The sequence below is a fragment of the Mesorhizobium sp. M1227 genome, from assembly GCF_040318315.1.
In the GTDB taxonomy this organism is placed as follows: domain Bacteria; phylum Pseudomonadota; class Alphaproteobacteria; order Rhizobiales; family Rhizobiaceae; genus Mesorhizobium.
The window spans coordinates 1-15,805 of record NZ_JAMYLZ010000061.1 but is presented as its reverse complement, the minus strand read 5'-3'; the positions used below and the strand labels follow the sequence as shown (position 1 = coordinate 15,805).

12 protein-coding genes and 1 riboswitch are annotated in these 15,805 nt (G+C 63.8%); of the genes, 8 read left to right on the top strand and 4 right to left on the bottom strand.

The features are described 5' to 3' along the window. Positions 1–128: 128 nt before the first annotated feature. On the bottom strand, positions 129–731 hold the full coding sequence (locus tag NKH28_RS32850; protein WP_352614055.1) for a DUF3011 domain-containing protein: 603 nt from the start codon (positions 729–731) through the stop codon (positions 129–131). A gap of 86 nt (positions 732–817) precedes the next feature. Between NKH28_RS32850 and NKH28_RS32845 the strand changes: the two genes are divergently transcribed. Continuing rightward, positions 818–1,648 (top strand): transporter substrate-binding domain-containing protein, encoded by an 831-nt coding sequence (locus NKH28_RS32845; protein WP_352819180.1) that lies wholly within the window; start codon positions 818–820, stop codon positions 1,646–1,648. A gap of 14 nt (positions 1,649–1,662) precedes the next feature. On the opposite strand, the gene NKH28_RS32840 is transcribed toward NKH28_RS32845, so the two are convergent. After that, complete coding sequence (locus NKH28_RS32840) at positions 1,663–2,661, bottom strand: hypothetical protein (protein ID WP_352819178.1); 999 nt, start codon at positions 2,659–2,661, stop codon at positions 1,663–1,665. A 203-nt stretch (positions 2,662–2,864) separates the two neighbouring features. Then, positions 2,865–2,951: riboswitch (glycine riboswitch) on the top strand. Positions 2,952–3,099: 148 nt separating this feature from the next. Here NKH28_RS32840 and gcvT point away from each other — a divergent pair. Genes gcvT through gcvP form a run of 3 tightly spaced genes read left to right on the top strand, consistent with a single transcriptional unit; the run spans position 3,100 to position 7,419 of the window. Further along, positions 3,100–4,218, top strand: a complete 1,119-nt coding sequence (gene gcvT, locus NKH28_RS32835; RefSeq protein ID WP_352473893.1) for a glycine cleavage system aminomethyltransferase GcvT — start codon at positions 3,100–3,102, stop codon at positions 4,216–4,218. 5 nt (positions 4,219–4,223) lie between these two features. Then, entirely contained in the window at positions 4,224–4,592 is a 369-nt protein-coding gene (gene gcvH / locus NKH28_RS32830; protein ID WP_352451343.1) for a glycine cleavage system protein GcvH, read from the top strand. 16 nt (positions 4,593–4,608) lie between these two features. Continuing rightward, a complete protein-coding gene (gcvP, locus tag NKH28_RS32825; protein ID WP_352981314.1) occupies positions 4,609–7,419 on the top strand; it encodes an aminomethyl-transferring glycine dehydrogenase in 2,811 nt (936 codons plus the stop codon). Positions 7,420–7,492: 73 nt separating this feature from the next. Here gcvP and NKH28_RS32820 read toward each other — a convergent pair whose 3' ends face one another. Beyond that, positions 7,493–8,662 carry a GGDEF domain-containing protein gene (locus NKH28_RS32820; RefSeq protein ID WP_352925359.1) on the bottom strand — a complete coding sequence of 390 codons (1,170 nt, stop codon included), beginning with the start codon at positions 8,660–8,662 and terminating at the stop codon, positions 7,493–7,495. 273 nt (positions 8,663–8,935) lie between these two features. On the opposite strand from NKH28_RS32820, the gene parE reads away from it, so the two are divergent. Then, positions 8,936–10,987, top strand: coding sequence for a DNA topoisomerase IV subunit B (gene parE, locus NKH28_RS32815; protein ID WP_352614050.1), 2,052 nt, complete (start codon positions 8,936–8,938; stop codon positions 10,985–10,987). A 42-nt stretch (positions 10,988–11,029) separates the two neighbouring features. After that, positions 11,030–13,096: an FUSC family protein gene (locus tag NKH28_RS32810; RefSeq protein ID WP_352981313.1), complete on the top strand. Its 2,067-nt coding sequence runs from the start codon at positions 11,030–11,032 to the stop codon at positions 13,094–13,096. On the opposite strand, the gene NKH28_RS32805 is transcribed toward NKH28_RS32810, so the two are convergent. Next, entirely contained in the window at positions 13,093–14,214 is a 1,122-nt protein-coding gene (locus NKH28_RS32805) for a DUF2336 domain-containing protein (RefSeq protein ID WP_352816772.1), read from the bottom strand. The genes NKH28_RS32810 and NKH28_RS32805 overlap by 4 nt on opposite strands. Positions 14,215–14,324: 110 nt before the next feature. On the opposite strand from NKH28_RS32805, the gene NKH28_RS32800 reads away from it, so the two are divergent. Next, complete coding sequence (locus NKH28_RS32800; RefSeq protein WP_502906696.1) at positions 14,325–14,816, top strand: MaoC family dehydratase; 492 nt, start codon at positions 14,325–14,327, stop codon at positions 14,814–14,816. 3 nt (positions 14,817–14,819) lie between these two features. Next, the gene (locus NKH28_RS32795; RefSeq protein ID WP_352981311.1) at positions 14,820–15,701 is read left to right on the top strand and encodes an HpcH/HpaI aldolase/citrate lyase family protein; all 882 of its coding nucleotides are present in this window, start codon (positions 14,820–14,822) and stop codon (positions 15,699–15,701) included. Positions 15,702–15,805: the final 104 nt, after the last annotated feature.

The window sequence follows — 15,805 nt, the reverse complement described above, 5'->3', positions numbered from 1 at the left end:
AAACGTCCGAGCCACTTAAGGCGAGGAGGTCGCGTCGACCTTAATCAAGACGCTTCGGTGCGAGTGGATCCACGGCTTCATCGCCGACTTCTTCAACACTATCGACCGAAACCTGACCTAAGCTTCATCTAACTGTCGTCGTCGCTGTCGTCGCCGTCGCTGCGCAGGGCCGGATTCAGGTCAGGATTGTCGTCAGGGGTGACAAGCTTGCCCAGCCCATGCGGTCCCTGGTAGTTGCCGTGGGTATCGAAGTTGGGGTTGCCCTGATTGTCGAATTGCGGCGTCGGATCGATCCATTGGTCGTAACGGCGCGGGCGGGGCTTCGGATAGTAATTATCGGAATGATGGCGATGCGAATTGCCGTTGTCGAGAATGGCGCCTACCACGCCGCCGACGATAATGGCTGCGGCGACGTCGCCAGCAGAGGGATTGCGGTTGGGGCCGGCGACTGCGAATTCGGCCGAGCAACCATTGTCGACCCAGATGCCGCCGCCGTCATAGCCCCAGCTTCTACCGTATACGCAACGCGCCTTCGACAGCCTGGAGGTCAACTGCACGCCGCGGCGCGTATCGACCCCGCAATAGGAATAGCGGTAGTCGGCGCTGGAGCAGACCACGCGTTTTGCCCCCGCAGCCTGCGCTGCCGCCGGCAGCAGCGAAAGCTTCGCCGGATTGCCCAGGAGGCAAACCAGGAACATCATCGAACCGGTAACCGCCATCCGTGCCGACATCGCAACTCTCCATCAGGGTCCGCTATCGACAGAATGGCACCTCTGTGTAAATCTGACAACCGGACGGGCTCAGCGAGGTTATATTAATGCGCGCTAAGATGATCGCCACAACTATACTTGCCCTTTCTGCCTGGTTGGCTTTGTCGCTGCTGCCAGCCCGGGCGGACGACAGCCTCAAGCGCATCATCGACCAGAAGACACTGACGGTCGGCGTGGCGCTCAACCCGCCATGGATCCTCAAGAAGGCCGACGGCAAGTTCGCCGGCTATGATGTCGACCTGACCAGTGCGCTGGCGTCTGATCTCGGCGTCGACCTGAAGCTGGTCGAGGTGCCCTGGAACGACCTTAAGACAAGACTGCTCAAGGGTGATTTCGACATGATCGCGGCGGGCTACGCCAGCACGCCGGAACGCGCACGCGAGGTGGTATTCTCCAACCAGACCGGTACCGCCGATATCCGTATGGTTGCGACGATCGCCAGCCTTGGGAAAAGGCCGGGAAAGGCAGTGGCGGCGCCGGGATATAAGATCGCCGTGCTGTCCAATTCCACCGATGAAGCCGCCGCGAAGGAAGCTTTTCCCAAGGCGACCATCCTGTCTTTCGACAATACCTCAGATGTTTTCGCCGCGATCATCGGCGGCGACGCACAGGCGATGGTCGCGACGTCGCCGACGCCGCAGATGGCCGCCAGGCTCTATGACGCGAAGTTGACGATGGTGGGCGGCCCGCTGTTGCGGACGCCGGAAGCGTTTGCGATGCGCCCGGACGATGTCCGCCTCATCCAATACGTCAACAACTGGATCGGCGCGCGCACCGCCGACGGCACCATAGGCGGCGTGCGCCGCTACTGGTTCGGCAGCTTCAAATGGATGTCGCGCTTCGACACCAGCGCCAGGCCGGAGCCCGCCAAACAATAGCGTCGCGCGACTGCTTATGCGACCTTGTCGATCAGCGGCTTCAGCGCCGGGTGGATTTCCGGCGAGGCGTGCTTGATTAACGTCAGCAGCGCGCGCTCGTTCTCCTGCAGCGGCCGGTCGCCGATGTGTTCAGCGAGCCATTTGGCCTCGCCGGCATCGACCGTCTCGGCGCGGCGGGCCAGAGCCTCGGCTGCCTTGTTCTTGGACTCCCACTCGGCTTCGATATCGCCGGGTGAGCGATAGGCTTCCATGATGCCGGACAGGCCGCCCGATACCATGCGGCTGAAGAACCCGCCGATTTCCGGATCGGCCTGTTCGAAGAACGAATCCCGGCGCAGCGCCACGTCGCGCACCGGCGGTTCGTAGCCGGCCGAACACATGACGAAATTGGCGATCGCCTTGACGAACAGATCGTTCCAGGACGGATCGTTGTCGGCCGCCGCTGTCCGCTCGTTGATCTTGAACAGTACCTCGGCCTCGGCGCGGCTAATGGCGATGTTGCCATCGCCGCCATAGGCGTAAAGGATGCGGCGCAACAGCTCGACCTCAGCCTTGGCAATCGACCCAGGGATAAGCCTGCCGCCGGTCATCAGCGGCCCCTTGCCGTCCACGACCGCATGAGCGACCTGCTCCAGCGCATAGCTGGAAAGCGTGCTCGGCGATGATTTGGCAACTTCCAGCACATGCACCAGCAGCTCGAGTTCGGTCTGGCTGTCGACCATGCCGTCGCGCGAAATCGTCCGGATCAGCCAGTCGGCATTGTCCTGCGAAACATAGCCCGCCGGCTTTTCCTGGTGGACGATGAAATCGGTGACGGCCTCGACGAAAAACTCAAGCCATTCTGCGCATTTGTCCCTCGCCGTTGCATCCAGCGCAAACAGCGCCTCGGCCTCGCCGCGCGTTACCACGCCGTCGCCGAACACTTCGCCGCGCAGCATGACCACGTCTTCCGCCGTGATCCGATTTTTCGAGGTCAGCCCGGCCACCGGCGCGCTCATGATCAATTCGCCCATTTTGTTCCCCGCCCGCCGCCGGTAATTGCCGGCCCTTATGCGGTATATCGGCAAGGTCTTGAGAAACCGGCAAGCGGCGTGGTTAGCGAAGGCTTGCCTGTAAAGAAGGCCCGCAGAAGACTTGGCGTAAAAATGTCGCCGGCAGGTGACAAGGTGTCGTCCACGGGCTATGGATGACGAGTCGAGGGCTCCTGACCGAGTCCTACCTGTTTGTGGGAGAGAGCAGCGAGAGCTGCCGCCGAAGGGGAAATCGCCCGAAATCTCTCAGGCAAAAGAACCGTAGACGGGAAAGACACTCTGGAAAGTCGGGGCTTGCCCCCGCGCCGAAGGTGTAAGCGCTGCCGACAGAGTTACGGGGCGCGAGTCTCTCAGGCTTCAGACAGAGGGGCACGGACTGGTCGCCATTCGCGGCCGCTTGCGTGCGACTCTGGAGATGACATGACGGGCGACGATACCAAACACCTTCCCCTCGAAGATCTGCACATGGCAGCTGGTGCGCGCTTTGGCGCCTTCGCCGGCTGGTCGATGCCGCTGACCTATCCGGCCGGCGTGATGAAGGAGCACCTGCACAGCCGTGAGCATGCCGGCCTGTTCGACATCTCGCACATGAAGCTGTTCGAAATCAGCGGTACGGGGGCAGCAGCGCTTCTGAACCGCGCCTGCCCGTTCGATGCCGGCGCACTTGAGGTTTCCCAGTCCAAATACACGTTCTTCCTCAATGAGGCGGCCGGCATTCTGGACGATCTGATCGTCACCAGGCTCGGCGCCGAGCGCTTCATGATGGTCGCCAATGCCGGCAACGCCGCCGCCGACGAAAAGCATCTGCGCGCACTGGCCAAAAATTTCGATGCAGAGGGCGATTTCGATGTAAAAGTGGATGCGCTCGACCGCGTCTTCCTGGCCATACAGGGCCCCGAGGCGTGGGCTGCCCTTTCCCGCGCCGGCATCGAGACCGGTTCGCTGGTGTTCATGCACGGCATCGAGCCGCGCGAAAAATGGTTCATGAGCCGGTCCGGCTATACCGGCGAAGACGGCTTCGAGATCGGCCTGCCGGAAGCGGATGCAAGAAACCTCGTCGCCAGGCTGCTCGAGGACGAGCGGGTGATGTGGGTCGGCCTTGCCGCCCGCGACAGCCTGCGGCTCGAAGCCGGACTGTGCCTGCACGGGCTGGACATCACGCCGGAGATCGATCCGGCCAGCGCCGGGCTGATGTGGGCCATCCCCAAGGAGGTTCGCGCCTCTGGCGCCTTCATCGGCGCCGATGCGCTGCGCGCCATCCTGGAGCGTGGTCCGGCGCAAAAACGCGTCGGCCTGAAGCCGGAAGGCCGCCAGCCGGTGCGCGCCGGTGCTGCCCTTTTCGATGCTGACGGCAACCCTGCCGGCCATGTCACCTCAGGCGGCTTCGGCCCCTCGGCCGGTCATCCGGTCGCCATGGGCTACGTCCAGACGCCGCTTGCCAAATCCGGCGCAAAACTGTTCGCCGATGTCCGCGGGACGAAAATCCCGGTCGACATCCACCCCTTGCCCTTCACGCCCCATCGCTACCGCAAAGGATGATTTCAATGGCAAAGACCTATTTCACCGAAGATCACGAATGGCTGCGCGTCGAGGGCGGCATCGCCACGGTCGGCATCACCGATTACGCGCAGCAGCAGCTCGGCGATCTCGTCTTCGTCGAACTGCCGGAGCCGGGGAAGAAGCTGGCCAAGGGCGACACCGCCGTGGTGGTCGAATCGGTCAAGGCCGCATCGGACGTCTACGCGCCGGTCGACGGCGAGATCACCGAGGCCAACACCTCGCTGTCATCGGATCCTTCACTCGTCAATTCGGCGGCAACCGGCGACGGCTGGTTGTGGAAGATGAAGCTGGCCAATGAGCGCCAACTCGACGGACTCCTCGATGAAGCCGCTTACAAAGCCCATATTGGTTGATAGCAGGACCAGGAAGATGACCGCAGCACCCTACCCCTTCTCGGCTCGCCATATCGGCCCGGGCCTCCATGACGTCAGAGCCATGCTGGCGACGATCGGCGTTCCTTCGGTCGAGACCCTGATCAGCCAGGCAGTGCCGAAGTCGATCCGGCTCGACCGGCCGCTGGCCCTGCCCGCGCCCGCAAGCGAAGCGGAAGCGCTGGCCGAGCTCGCGGCGACGATGGCAAAGAACACGGTGCAGAAGAGCTTCATCGGTGCCGGGTATCATGGCGTCCACGTGCCGCCGGTGATCCAGCGCTACCTGTTCGAGAACCCGGCCTGGTATACGGCTTACACGCCTTACCAAGCCGAGATCAGTCAGGGCCGGCTGGAGATGCTGTTCAACTTCCAGACACTGGTGACGGAACTGACCGGCCTGCCGGTGGCATCGGCCTCGCTGCTCGACGAGGCGACGGCGGTGGCCGAAGCGGTTGGCATCGCGCTGCGCCATCATCGCGACAAGCGCACCAAGGTGGCACTGGCCGGCACGCCGCACCCGCAGACGCTGGACGTCGTGCGCACCCGCGCCGAGCCGCTCGGCATCGAGGTCGACGGCGAGGTGATCGACGACAACACCGCCGCCCTGCTGGTCTCCTGGCCCGATACATTCGGCGTCTACGGCGACCACAAGGCAGCGATCGACAGGGCCCGTGCTGCCGGCGCGCTGGTCGTCTTCATCGCCGACCCGCTTGGCCTGACGCTGACCGATGCGCCGGCCAGGCTTGGCGCCGACATCGCCGTCGGCCCGATGCAGCGTTTTGGCGTGCCGATGGGCTTTGGCGGGCCGCACGCCGCCTATTGCGCCGTCTCCGACAGGCTGACGCGGCTGATGCCCGGCCGGCTCGTTGGCCAGTCGACGGATAGCAAGGGCCGTCCTGGTTATCGCCTCGCTTTGCAGACACGCGAACAGCATATCCGCCGCGACAAGGCGACGTCCAACATCTGCACCGCACAGGCGCTGCTCGCCAATATGGCGACGGCCTACGCGATCTGGCATGGCCCTGCCGGGCTGCAGGCGATTGCCGGCCGCGTCCACACGCTGGCCAACCGCCTGGCTGCCGGCCTCAAGGCAGCGGGCGTTTCGGTGCTCGGCGACAGCCGCTTCGACACTGTGACCGTGAAAGTGAAGGGCAGAGCCGGCGCGATTGCCGCCGCCGCAGAAAAGACCGGCCGGCTGCTGCGCGTCATCGACACCGACCATGTCGGCATCAGCTTCGACGAGACCTCCACCGAAGCCGATCTGGAGGCGATCGCAGCGCTTTTCGGCGCCAAGGCCGGCGTTGCCGCCGGCAGTTCCATGCCCGGAAAAATGCGCGGCAAGGAGTTCCTCACCCAGCCCGTCTTCCGCGAAAACCACTCGGAAACCGACATGATGCGCTTCCTGCGCCGGCTGGCCGACAAGGACCTGGCGCTCGACCGCGCCATGATCCCGCTCGGCTCCTGCACCATGAAGCTCAACGCCGCCGCCGAAATGATGCCGGTGAGCTGGCCTGATGTCGCCAACCTGCATCCCTTCGCGCCGGCAAACCATTCGATAGGCTATCGCGCCATGATCGACCAGCTGGAAGGCTGGCTGGCCGAGATCACCGGCTTCGACGCGGTGACCCTGCAGCCCAATGCCGGCAGCCAGGGCGAATATGCCGGGCTGCTCGCCATTCGCGGCTATCATCTGTCGCGCGGCGAAGGCCATCGCACCGTCTGCCTGATCCCGTCCTCGGCGCATGGCACCAATCCGGCAAGTGCTGCCATGGCCGGCATGAGCGTCGTCGTCGTGCGCTGCACCGAGGACGGCAATATCGACATGGAAGACCTGCAGGCCAAGACGGCCGAGCATGCGCACAATCTTGCGGCGCTGATGTTCACCTATCCTTCGACGCATGGCGTCTTCGAGGAAGGCGCGCGCGACCTTTGTGCCCTCGTCCACAGCCATGGCGGCCAGGTCTATTTCGACGGCGCCAACCTCAACGCGCTGGTCGGCCTCGCCCGTCCCGGCGATATCGGCGCCGATGTCTGCCACATGAACCTGCACAAGACCTTCTGCATCCCGCATGGCGGCGGCGGCCCCGGTGTCGGCCCGATCGGCGTCAAGGCGCACCTGAAGCCATATCTGCCCGGCCACGTCACCGAAGGCTCGGCCCATGCCGTGGCGGCGGCACCGTTCGGCAGTGCCTCCATCCTGCCGATCACCTGGATGTATATCCGCATGATGGGCGCTTCCGGCCTGAAGCAGGCGACCGAGACGGCGATCATCTCCGCCAACTATGTGGCGACGCGGCTCGGCGAGCATTTCCCCCTGCTTTACAAAGGGCGCAACGGACGCGTTGCGCATGAATGCATCCTCGACACCCGCGTGCTCAAGGACAGCGCCGGCATCAGCGTCGACGATATCGCCAAGCGGCTGATCGACTATGGCTTCCATGCACCGACCATGTCGTTCCCGGTGGCCGGCACACTGATGGTGGAGCCGACCGAGTCCGAGCCCAAGCGCGAGCTGGATCGCTTCTGCGAGGCGATGATCGCCATAGCCGGCGAGGCAGCCAAGGTGGCGAAGGGCGAATGGCCGTTGGCCGACAATCCTCTAGTCAATGCGCCGCACACCGCCGCCGAGGCGTTGGCCGGCCAGTGGACCCATCCCTATTCGCGCCTGGAGGCGGCCTACCCCGCCGGCGATGCCGACACGGCGGCAAAATACTGGCCGCCGGTGTCGCGCATCGACAATGTCGCCGGCGACCGCAACCTTGTCTGCTCCTGCCCGCCGCTGTCGGAATATCTGGGTGCGGCGGAATAGATCATGATCCCGAAAAGTGGAATCCGGTTTTCGGACAAGATCATGGGTCTAACAAGAAGATAGAAAACCTCAATCAGGCAGAACGCAAGGCCGGCCCGTCGGCCTTGCTCGCCCGGTCCCGGACGACGACGCGATTTCGCCCGGCGCGCTTTGCCGCATAGAGTGCTGCGTCGGCTTCGGCCAGCACATCGTCGAGACCGGTGCCGTTTGTTCCGCCAAAGCCGATGCCGCCGCTGACTGTGCTTCGCAACGGACCGAGTTGGGTGGCCACGACTTCCGTGCCGAAGGCGACGCTGATCTTGCTCGCAATGTCATAGGCCTTCTCTTCCGTCATCCGCGACATGACGAGCACGAATTCCTCGCCGCCCAACCGGAAGGCGTCGACGCCGGTCCGGGCGTATTTCCTGATGACGGCGGCAAAGCGGCACAGAACCTGGTCGCCGACCGGGTGACCGAATACGTCGTTCGTCCTCTTGAAATGGTCAAGGTCGAACATGGCAACGGACATGAACGGACCGAAGACCCGCTCGCCGTAGAGTGCCGTCAACGCCCGCCGGTTCATCAGCCCGGTCAATGGATCGGTCATCGTCTCGGCCTTCAGTTCGATCTGCGCCTGCAAATGGTGCAGGGAGAGCGTCAATGCGCCGAGCCCGGTCATGCAGGCGACGGCCACGACGGAATTCACCCGCTCGGCCCAATTGTCCGGTGCTACACCCAGCACCCATTGGCCCGTGACCAGCAGGACCGCGCCGCAAAGTCCGAACGACAGGGCACAGACGCCGCTCAGGAACGAGACGACCAGCAATATCCGGCGATCGTGACCACCCTCAATCCAGAACATCGCCCCGATGAGCGAGAGCAGCGCCGTTACCGTCGCGTAGGTGACAATAAAGCCGACACCATCAAACCCGAGATACGTCGCGCCCGCGCAGACGGCCATCGCAACCAAGGTCGGCAAGATGGCTCGCCTGTAGTCGCCTATGCCGAGGTATTGCATGGCCGACAGGCAGATGATCAGGAAGCCGAGGCTGAGAAGCACAAGCACGATCTGGCAAAGCCAGGCGCTTGGATCCCTGGTGTAATGCCAGAACAACACGACATGTGCGACCAGCACGAGAATGCCGCAGGCCACCGTCAGCACAAAGCGTGCCTTTGGCGCGCTGAACCAGATCGCAAACATGGTGATGCTAAGGCACGTGCCCGACAGCGCCGCCGCGAGCAGGAGCGAACTGTAATCCAACATGCTTAAGCGACAGCCTCTTGAGGGTTTCGCTGCATTATAGGTCAGCGACAGTCCGCAAATACCGTTTTTTCAGCCAATCTTGCGGCGTAACCTTCGGACAGGGTTTACAAAGCGTCGATGCTCCACCCTCGACCCCATTTCCGCCGCTTGGTTGTCGAATGGTTTTGCAGTAAGAGGCCCTATCCTCGAACGTAACAGGAACCTCCGTCGCCTGCCCGCCAAAAGCGTGGCAGTATCGGGTGGTGATTCGCAGCATCGGAATCCAGGACCGGCATGGACGACAATAACGATCTTTTCGCCAAATTGGACAAGCAGCCGCAACCGGCTCGCGCCGCCGCGCGCCCGGCCGACCCGCTGGTGCAGGCGGCGAAGCGGCCGGCGCCCCGCGACGCCAGCGAGAGCTATAGTGCCGCCGACATCGAAGTGCTGGAGGGGCTGGAACCGGTGCGCCGCCGCCCGGGCATGTACATTGGCGGCACCGACGACAAGGCGATGCACCATCTGTTCGCCGAGGTCATCGACAATTCGATGGACGAGGCGGTCGCCGGCCATGCGACCTTCATCGATGTCGAGCTTTCCGCCGACGGATACCTGTCCGTCACCGACAACGGCCGCGGCATTCCGGTCGATCCGCACCCGAAATTCAAGAAGCCGGCGCTCGAACTCATCATGACGACGCTGCATTCAGGCGGCAAGTTCGACAGCAAGGTTTACGAGACGTCCGGCGGCCTGCACGGTGTCGGCGTTTCCGTGGTCAACGCGCTGTCCGACCATCTCGAGGTCGAGGTGGCGCTGGGAAGGAAACTTTATCGGCAAAAGTTCTCGCGCGGCATTCCTGTGACCGGCCTGGAGCAGCTCGGCGAGGTGCACAACCGCCGCGGCACGAAGATCCGCTTCCATCCAGACGAGCAGATTTTCGGCAAGGGCGCTGCTTTCGAGCCGACGCGGCTCTACCGCATGGCGCGGTCAAAGGCTTATCTGTTCGGCGGTGTCGAAATCCGCTGGACCTGCGACCCGTCGCTGATCAGGGAAAAGGACACGACGCCGGCCAAGGCAGAATTCCATTTTCCGGGCGGCCTCAAGGATTATCTGAAAGCCTCGCTCGGCGATGAATTCCAGGTGACCCGTGAAATGTTTGCCGGTAAGAGCGAGAAGCAGGGTGGCCACGGTTCGCTCGAATGGGCGGTAACCTGGTTCGGCGGCGACGGTTTTATCAATTCCTATTGCAACACCATTCCGACCGCCGAAGGCGGCACGCATGAGGCCGGCTTCCGCAACGTCCTGACGCGCGGCTTGCGCGCTTATGCCGACCTGGTCGGCAACAAGCGCGCCTCGATCGTCACTTCCGAGGATGTGATGATCTCGGCGGCGGGCATGCTGTCGGTGTTCATCCGCGAACCGGAATTCGTCGGCCAGACCAAGGACAGGCTGGCGACGATCGAGGCGATCCGCATCGTCGAAAGCGCCATCCGCGACCCGTTCGACCACTGGCTGGCCGACAATCCGCAGGAGGCTTCGAAACTGCTCGAATGGGTGATCGCGCGCGCCGACGAGCGGGTGCGCCGCCGCCAGGAAAAGGAAGTGTCGCGCAAGAGTGCGGTGCGCAAGCTGCGCCTGCCCGGCAAGCTCGCCGACTGCACGCAGAATGCCGCCGCCGGTGCCGAGTTGTTCATCGTCGAGGGCGATTCGGCCGGCGGTTCGGCAAAGCAGGCGCGCGACCGCGCCAGCCAGGCGGTGCTGCCCCTGCGCGGCAAGATCCTCAACGTCGCCAGCGCCGGCAACGACAAGCTTGCCGCCAACCAGCAGATATCCGACCTCATCCAGGCGCTTGGTTGCGGCACGCGCTCGAGATATCGCGACGAGGACCTGCGTTACGACCGGGTCATCATCATGACCGATGCCGACGTCGACGGCGCCCATATCGCCTCGTTGCTGATCACCTTTTTCTACCAGGAGATGCCGAGCCTGGTCCGCGGCGGCCATCTCTATCTGGCGGTGCCGCCGCTTTATTCGATCCGGCAAGGCGGCAAGGTCGCCTATGCCCGCAACGATGCGCACAAGGACGAACTCCTGCGCACCGAATTCACCGGGCGCGGCAAGGTCGAAATCGGCCGCTTCAAGGGGCTGGGCGAAATGATGGCTGCCCAGCTCAAGGAAACCACCATGGACCCGAAAAAGCGCACGCTGCTCAGGGTCGACGTTATCGATGCCGAGGCGGCGACCAAGGATGCGGTCGACGCATTGATGGGGACCAAGCCCGAGGCCCGTTTCCGCTTCATCCAGGAACGCGCGGAATTCGCCGAGACGGAAGTGCTGGATATCTGAGCTCCCGCCGCTAGCTTGGCCTTCTGAGCTGGAGACGAGCACTTGACCTGGGCGCGGCTGAAGGACGATATCGGCACGCGGATCGCTGGCCTGACGCGGCCGACGCGTTCGGACTGGATCTTTGCCCTGCGCACCGTTTCGGCCGGCCTCATCGCGATATTGGCCGCCTATGCGCTGAAGCTCGACCACCCGCAATGGGCGATGATGACGGTGTTCATCGTCGCACAGCCGGTCGCCGGCATGGTGCTGGCGAAGGGGTTTTATCGTCTCCTCGGCACGCTTGCCGGCGCGCTGGCGGCGATCGGCATTACCACTCTTTTCGATGCCAACCCGTGGTTGCTGGTTGCAGTTCTTGCCGTCTGGATCGGCATCTGCTCGCTGGTCTCGTCGCTGCTACGCAATCCGGAAGCCTATGGCGCGGCGCTTGCCGGCTACACCGCGATGATCATCGGCCTGCCGGCTTTCGGCCAGCCGCACCTCGTCATCGATCTCGCCGTGGCGCGCTGCGCGGAAATCGTGCTTGGTATCGTCTGCGCTGCGCTGACCAGCCGGCTGATCCTGCCGAAACTGGCCGCCGACGCCATCATCTCAAGACTGAAACGCAGCATTCTCGACCTGGCGGCCTATGCGGACGGCGCTTTTTCCGGCGGCGATGCGGAAAAGCTTGCCGGGCTGCACCGCAAGCTGATCGGCGATGTCCAGACGCTCGGCGAGATGCGCACCTACGCAAGGCTGGAAGGGCCGAGCCTCGCCACCCGCGCCTATCCGGTCCGGCGTACCATCGGCCAGCTTCTGTCGGCCCTGTCGGCGGCGCGTGCGCTGCATGCCCACGCCGCGCCGAAGAATGCAGCCCTCATCCCCGTTCGCGCCGAGTTGCAGGCCGTTGTCGGCGAACTGGTAGCCAAGCCGGGCGCGCTGGACGATACGGCGCCCTGGGTGGCGCGGCTCGACGCAATCGCCGGCAAGGCGCGACAGATGCCTGACGTCGCGGCCGGGCAAGACATTGACTGGGCTGGCACTGTCACCCGCCTAACCATTGCCGCCGACTTCGCCGAGGCCATGCAGCAAGTGCTGCGCGGCCTGGATGCACTCCGCTATCCCCCGTCTCGTGCCAGTCGCGAACGGCGGCAGCCGGCGCTGGTGGTGCACCGCGATTACCGTGCGGCATCGCGCAATGCCGTGCGCGCAGCAATCGCCACGCTTCTGGTCGCCGGCTTCTGGCTGGCGACGAAATGGTCGGACGCGACGGGCACGGTCATTCTGGTCGCCGTCGTCTCCAGCCTGTTCGCGGCTCGCCCCGATCCGATCCGGTCGGCATGGAACTTCTTCGAGGGCACGTTGCTCGCCCTGCCCTTTGCGTTTCTCATCGGCCAGTTGGCGCTTCCGGCTTTGCCAGGCTTCGGATGGTTCATGGTCTTTGTCGTGCCGATCCTGGTACCAGCAGCACTGGGCATGGCCAATCCGCGGTATGTCGGCGTGGCAACGGCCTTTGCCATCAATTTCCTCGCCTTCCTCAGCCCACATCAGGCGATGACCTACGATCCGTTTCCGTTCCTCGCCAATTCGGCATCGGTCCTGGTCGGCATTCTTCTGGCGATCGGCGTCTTCGCCATCGTGCTGCCCGCCGACCCTTGGGTTACAGTCAACCGCATCCTGCAAACCATGCGCGAAGATCTTGCACGCCTTTGCCTGCACGACCGCCTGCCGCGGCGATCGGCCTTCGAAAGCCTTGCCTACGACCGGATCAACCAGTTGATGCCACTGCTGCAGAACGCCGGCAAGAAAGGCGACGCGGTTCTCGGCGGCGGCATAGCTGCGGTTACCGTCGGCCTCGAAATCCTACGGCTGCGCAACGCGCAGCAAAGTTCCGCGATCCCGCCTGAAACAGCACTTTCCATCGCCAATTTCCTGCGCGGTCTGGCACGCGAACTGCTGTTCAGGCGTCCCGGCGAGCCGCAGACGGCGACCGTCGCAGTCGCCAGGCAGTATGCAGCAGGCATCGCGGAGCGCAGCGTCGCGGCCGAAATGCTGCAGATCGCCGCCTCGCTGCGCATCATTGCCGCCGCGATCGAGGATTTTCCGGATTTTTTCGCGAAGGACCGGGTTTAGGCAGCGGCGATCGCCAGCGCGTGCCCGCGTGCGTTCTCGCGCAGCGCGTCGAGATGGATCGATTTGACCAGCCCGGCGAGATCGCCTTCTGCGGACTGTCCGCCCAATTCCTTCAGCATCAGCCAACTGACTTCCTGGACGCCGGCGAGGCGTTTGCCGTTGGCGACCTCGCGCCAGACCTTCAGCGCGCGCAGAATGATGGCGTGGGTGGCGGCGGCAAGCCCGGCGCTGCGGAACAGTGCCTGCAGAGCCACGTCATGGCCGCCGGCCAGCAGTGCTCTCACCCGTTGTTCGGACTGTTGGCTGAGCGCGACCAGCGCCGAACCAAAGAAGTCGACCTTGCCGTGCGCAATGGTGCGGACGACGAAGCTTGCGGTCAGGTCGCCGCGCAGGCGCAGATGTTCGACAAGTGCGGTATGTTCCTCTGTCCGCGTGCCTTCGATCAGCGTCACCGAAGCCTTGATGCAAGCATCGCGCGTGACGCGCTCGGCCCTGGCGGCGCCCATCAGCGCCAGCACCAGCGGCGACCCCTTGAGCATCTCCCCGAGCTTGACCAGCAGCATATGCCGGCAATCGGCGGGCAGCCGGGTGTCGGCGATCAGCGCCTCGCGCACCAGAGGCAGATGGCCGTGCCGCTCGGCCATGCGGCGAAAGCTGACGGATGCGATATCGGCGCCGCTGTTGGCGAGCAGCGTGGTGCAAGCCTCCGGCTCACCGATCTCGGCGATCGCCGCCGCAACCGACATCGAGACACGCGGTCGGTCGGCGATCACCTTCTGCGTCGCTTTCTGGCCGCCGGCAACCCGATCGATCAGGTCGGCATCGGTGAGCAGCGGCGAGCGCGCCAGTACCAAAGCGGCCACCTCGGGCTGGTCCGACGCCAGCGCGCTGACGATCTGCGGCGGCGCGTGGTGGCTCATGGAAAGCGCGTCGGCGATTGCCAGTCGCACCTTCGACGATGCGTCGTCGAGCAGAAGCGTCAGCGCCGCCTCCGCAGCGCAGCGGTCCTCGAAAGGCAGGTCCGAGTCGACATAGGCGCGAGCCAGCGCGCTTGCCGCCGCAGCACGCTCCGACACCTTCGCCGTATGGATCCATTTCAGGAAATGCGAAACGACCATGTCGCCTGCTTACGCCCCTTGCCAGAACGCTTCTGACCCTGGTGGAGACCGTAGGCACAAATGGTTTACGAACGGTTCACCATGTTCGTTAACTGGCTTGCGAGCGCGATATGCAACGCCTATCAACCCTGAAGCAGCGGAGGAGATCGACCATGGCCGGGCTTTATCTTGAGGAGTTCGCTGTCGGCCAAGTGTTCACGCACACGCTGCGCAAAACCGTGACCGAAAGCGACAACATGCTGTTTTCGGTGATGACGCTGAACCCGCAACCGCTGCACATCGATTTCGACTTCGCGGCGAAGAGCGAATGGGGCAAACCGCTGGTCAATTCGCTGTTCACACTGGGCCTGATGATTGGCATTTCAGTCAACGACATCACCGTCGGCACCACCATCGCCAATCTCGGCATGAGGGAGACGGTGTTTCCGCACCCCGTCTTCCATGGCGACACCATTCGCGTCGAGACCACGGTGGTTTCGGTGCGCGAATCCAGGTCGAAGCCGGACCGCGGCATCGTCGAGCTCGAGCATCGCGCCTATAACCAGAACGACGTGCTGGTTGCCAAATGCACGAGGCAAGCCATGATGATGAAAAAGGCATAGCCGATGCGTTCTCTGCTCTTCGTTCCCGGCGATTCGGAAAAGAAGCTGGAGAAGGGCTTTGGCGTAGGCGCCGACGTGGTCATCGTCGACCTCGAGGATTCGATTGCTGCGCAGAACAAGGGGTTGGCGCGCGACACAGCGGCGCGTTTCATCGCCGAGCACAGGCACCGGACCAGCTCCGCGATCTATGTTCGCGTCAACGATCTTTCGACCGGACTGACCGACGACGATCTGGCGGCGCTCGTGCCGGTGAAACCAGACGGCATCATGCTGCCTAAGTCGAACAGCGGACTGGATGTCCAGCATCTCTCGGCCAAGCTCAGGGTGCACGAAGCCGAAAGCGGCCTGCCGGATGGCGCGATAAGGATCCTGCCGATCATCACCGAAACCGCAGCCGGCGTAATGGCCGCTGCAACCTACGCCAAGGCAAGCGCGCGGCTTGTCGGCGTCACCTGGGGGGCGGAAGATCTGTCGGCGGCAATCGGCGCACGCGCGACGCGCGACGGGAACGGCCGCTACACGGATGTGTTCCGCCTCGCCCGCACCATGACCATGCTTGCCGCAAGTGCCGCGGAAGTCGCGGCAATCGACACCGTCTTTCCGGATTTTCGCGACATGGCCGGCTTCGAGGCCGAATGCGCCGAGGCCGAGCGCGACGGTTTCACCGGCAAGATGGCGATCCATCCGGCGCAGGTGCCGGCCATCAACGCCGCCTTCACGCCTTCGGCGCAAGCGGTGAAAAGCGCCCTGGCGATCGTCGAGGCGTTCGAGGCGGCAGGAAATCCAGGCGTCGTCGGCATCGACGGCAAGATGTACGATCGGCCGCATCTCAAGCTCGCCGAACGGCTCCTGGCGCGAGCCAAGGCAGCGGGGCTTGACGCTTAGACTAGAGCCTTTCACGTTTTGATGGAAGCGTAGCCGGCGTTTGCGAAGTAGTTGTTGCATTCGGTTGCCTCGATCGTTTCAACGAGGTGGCCGATGTGGCGCCA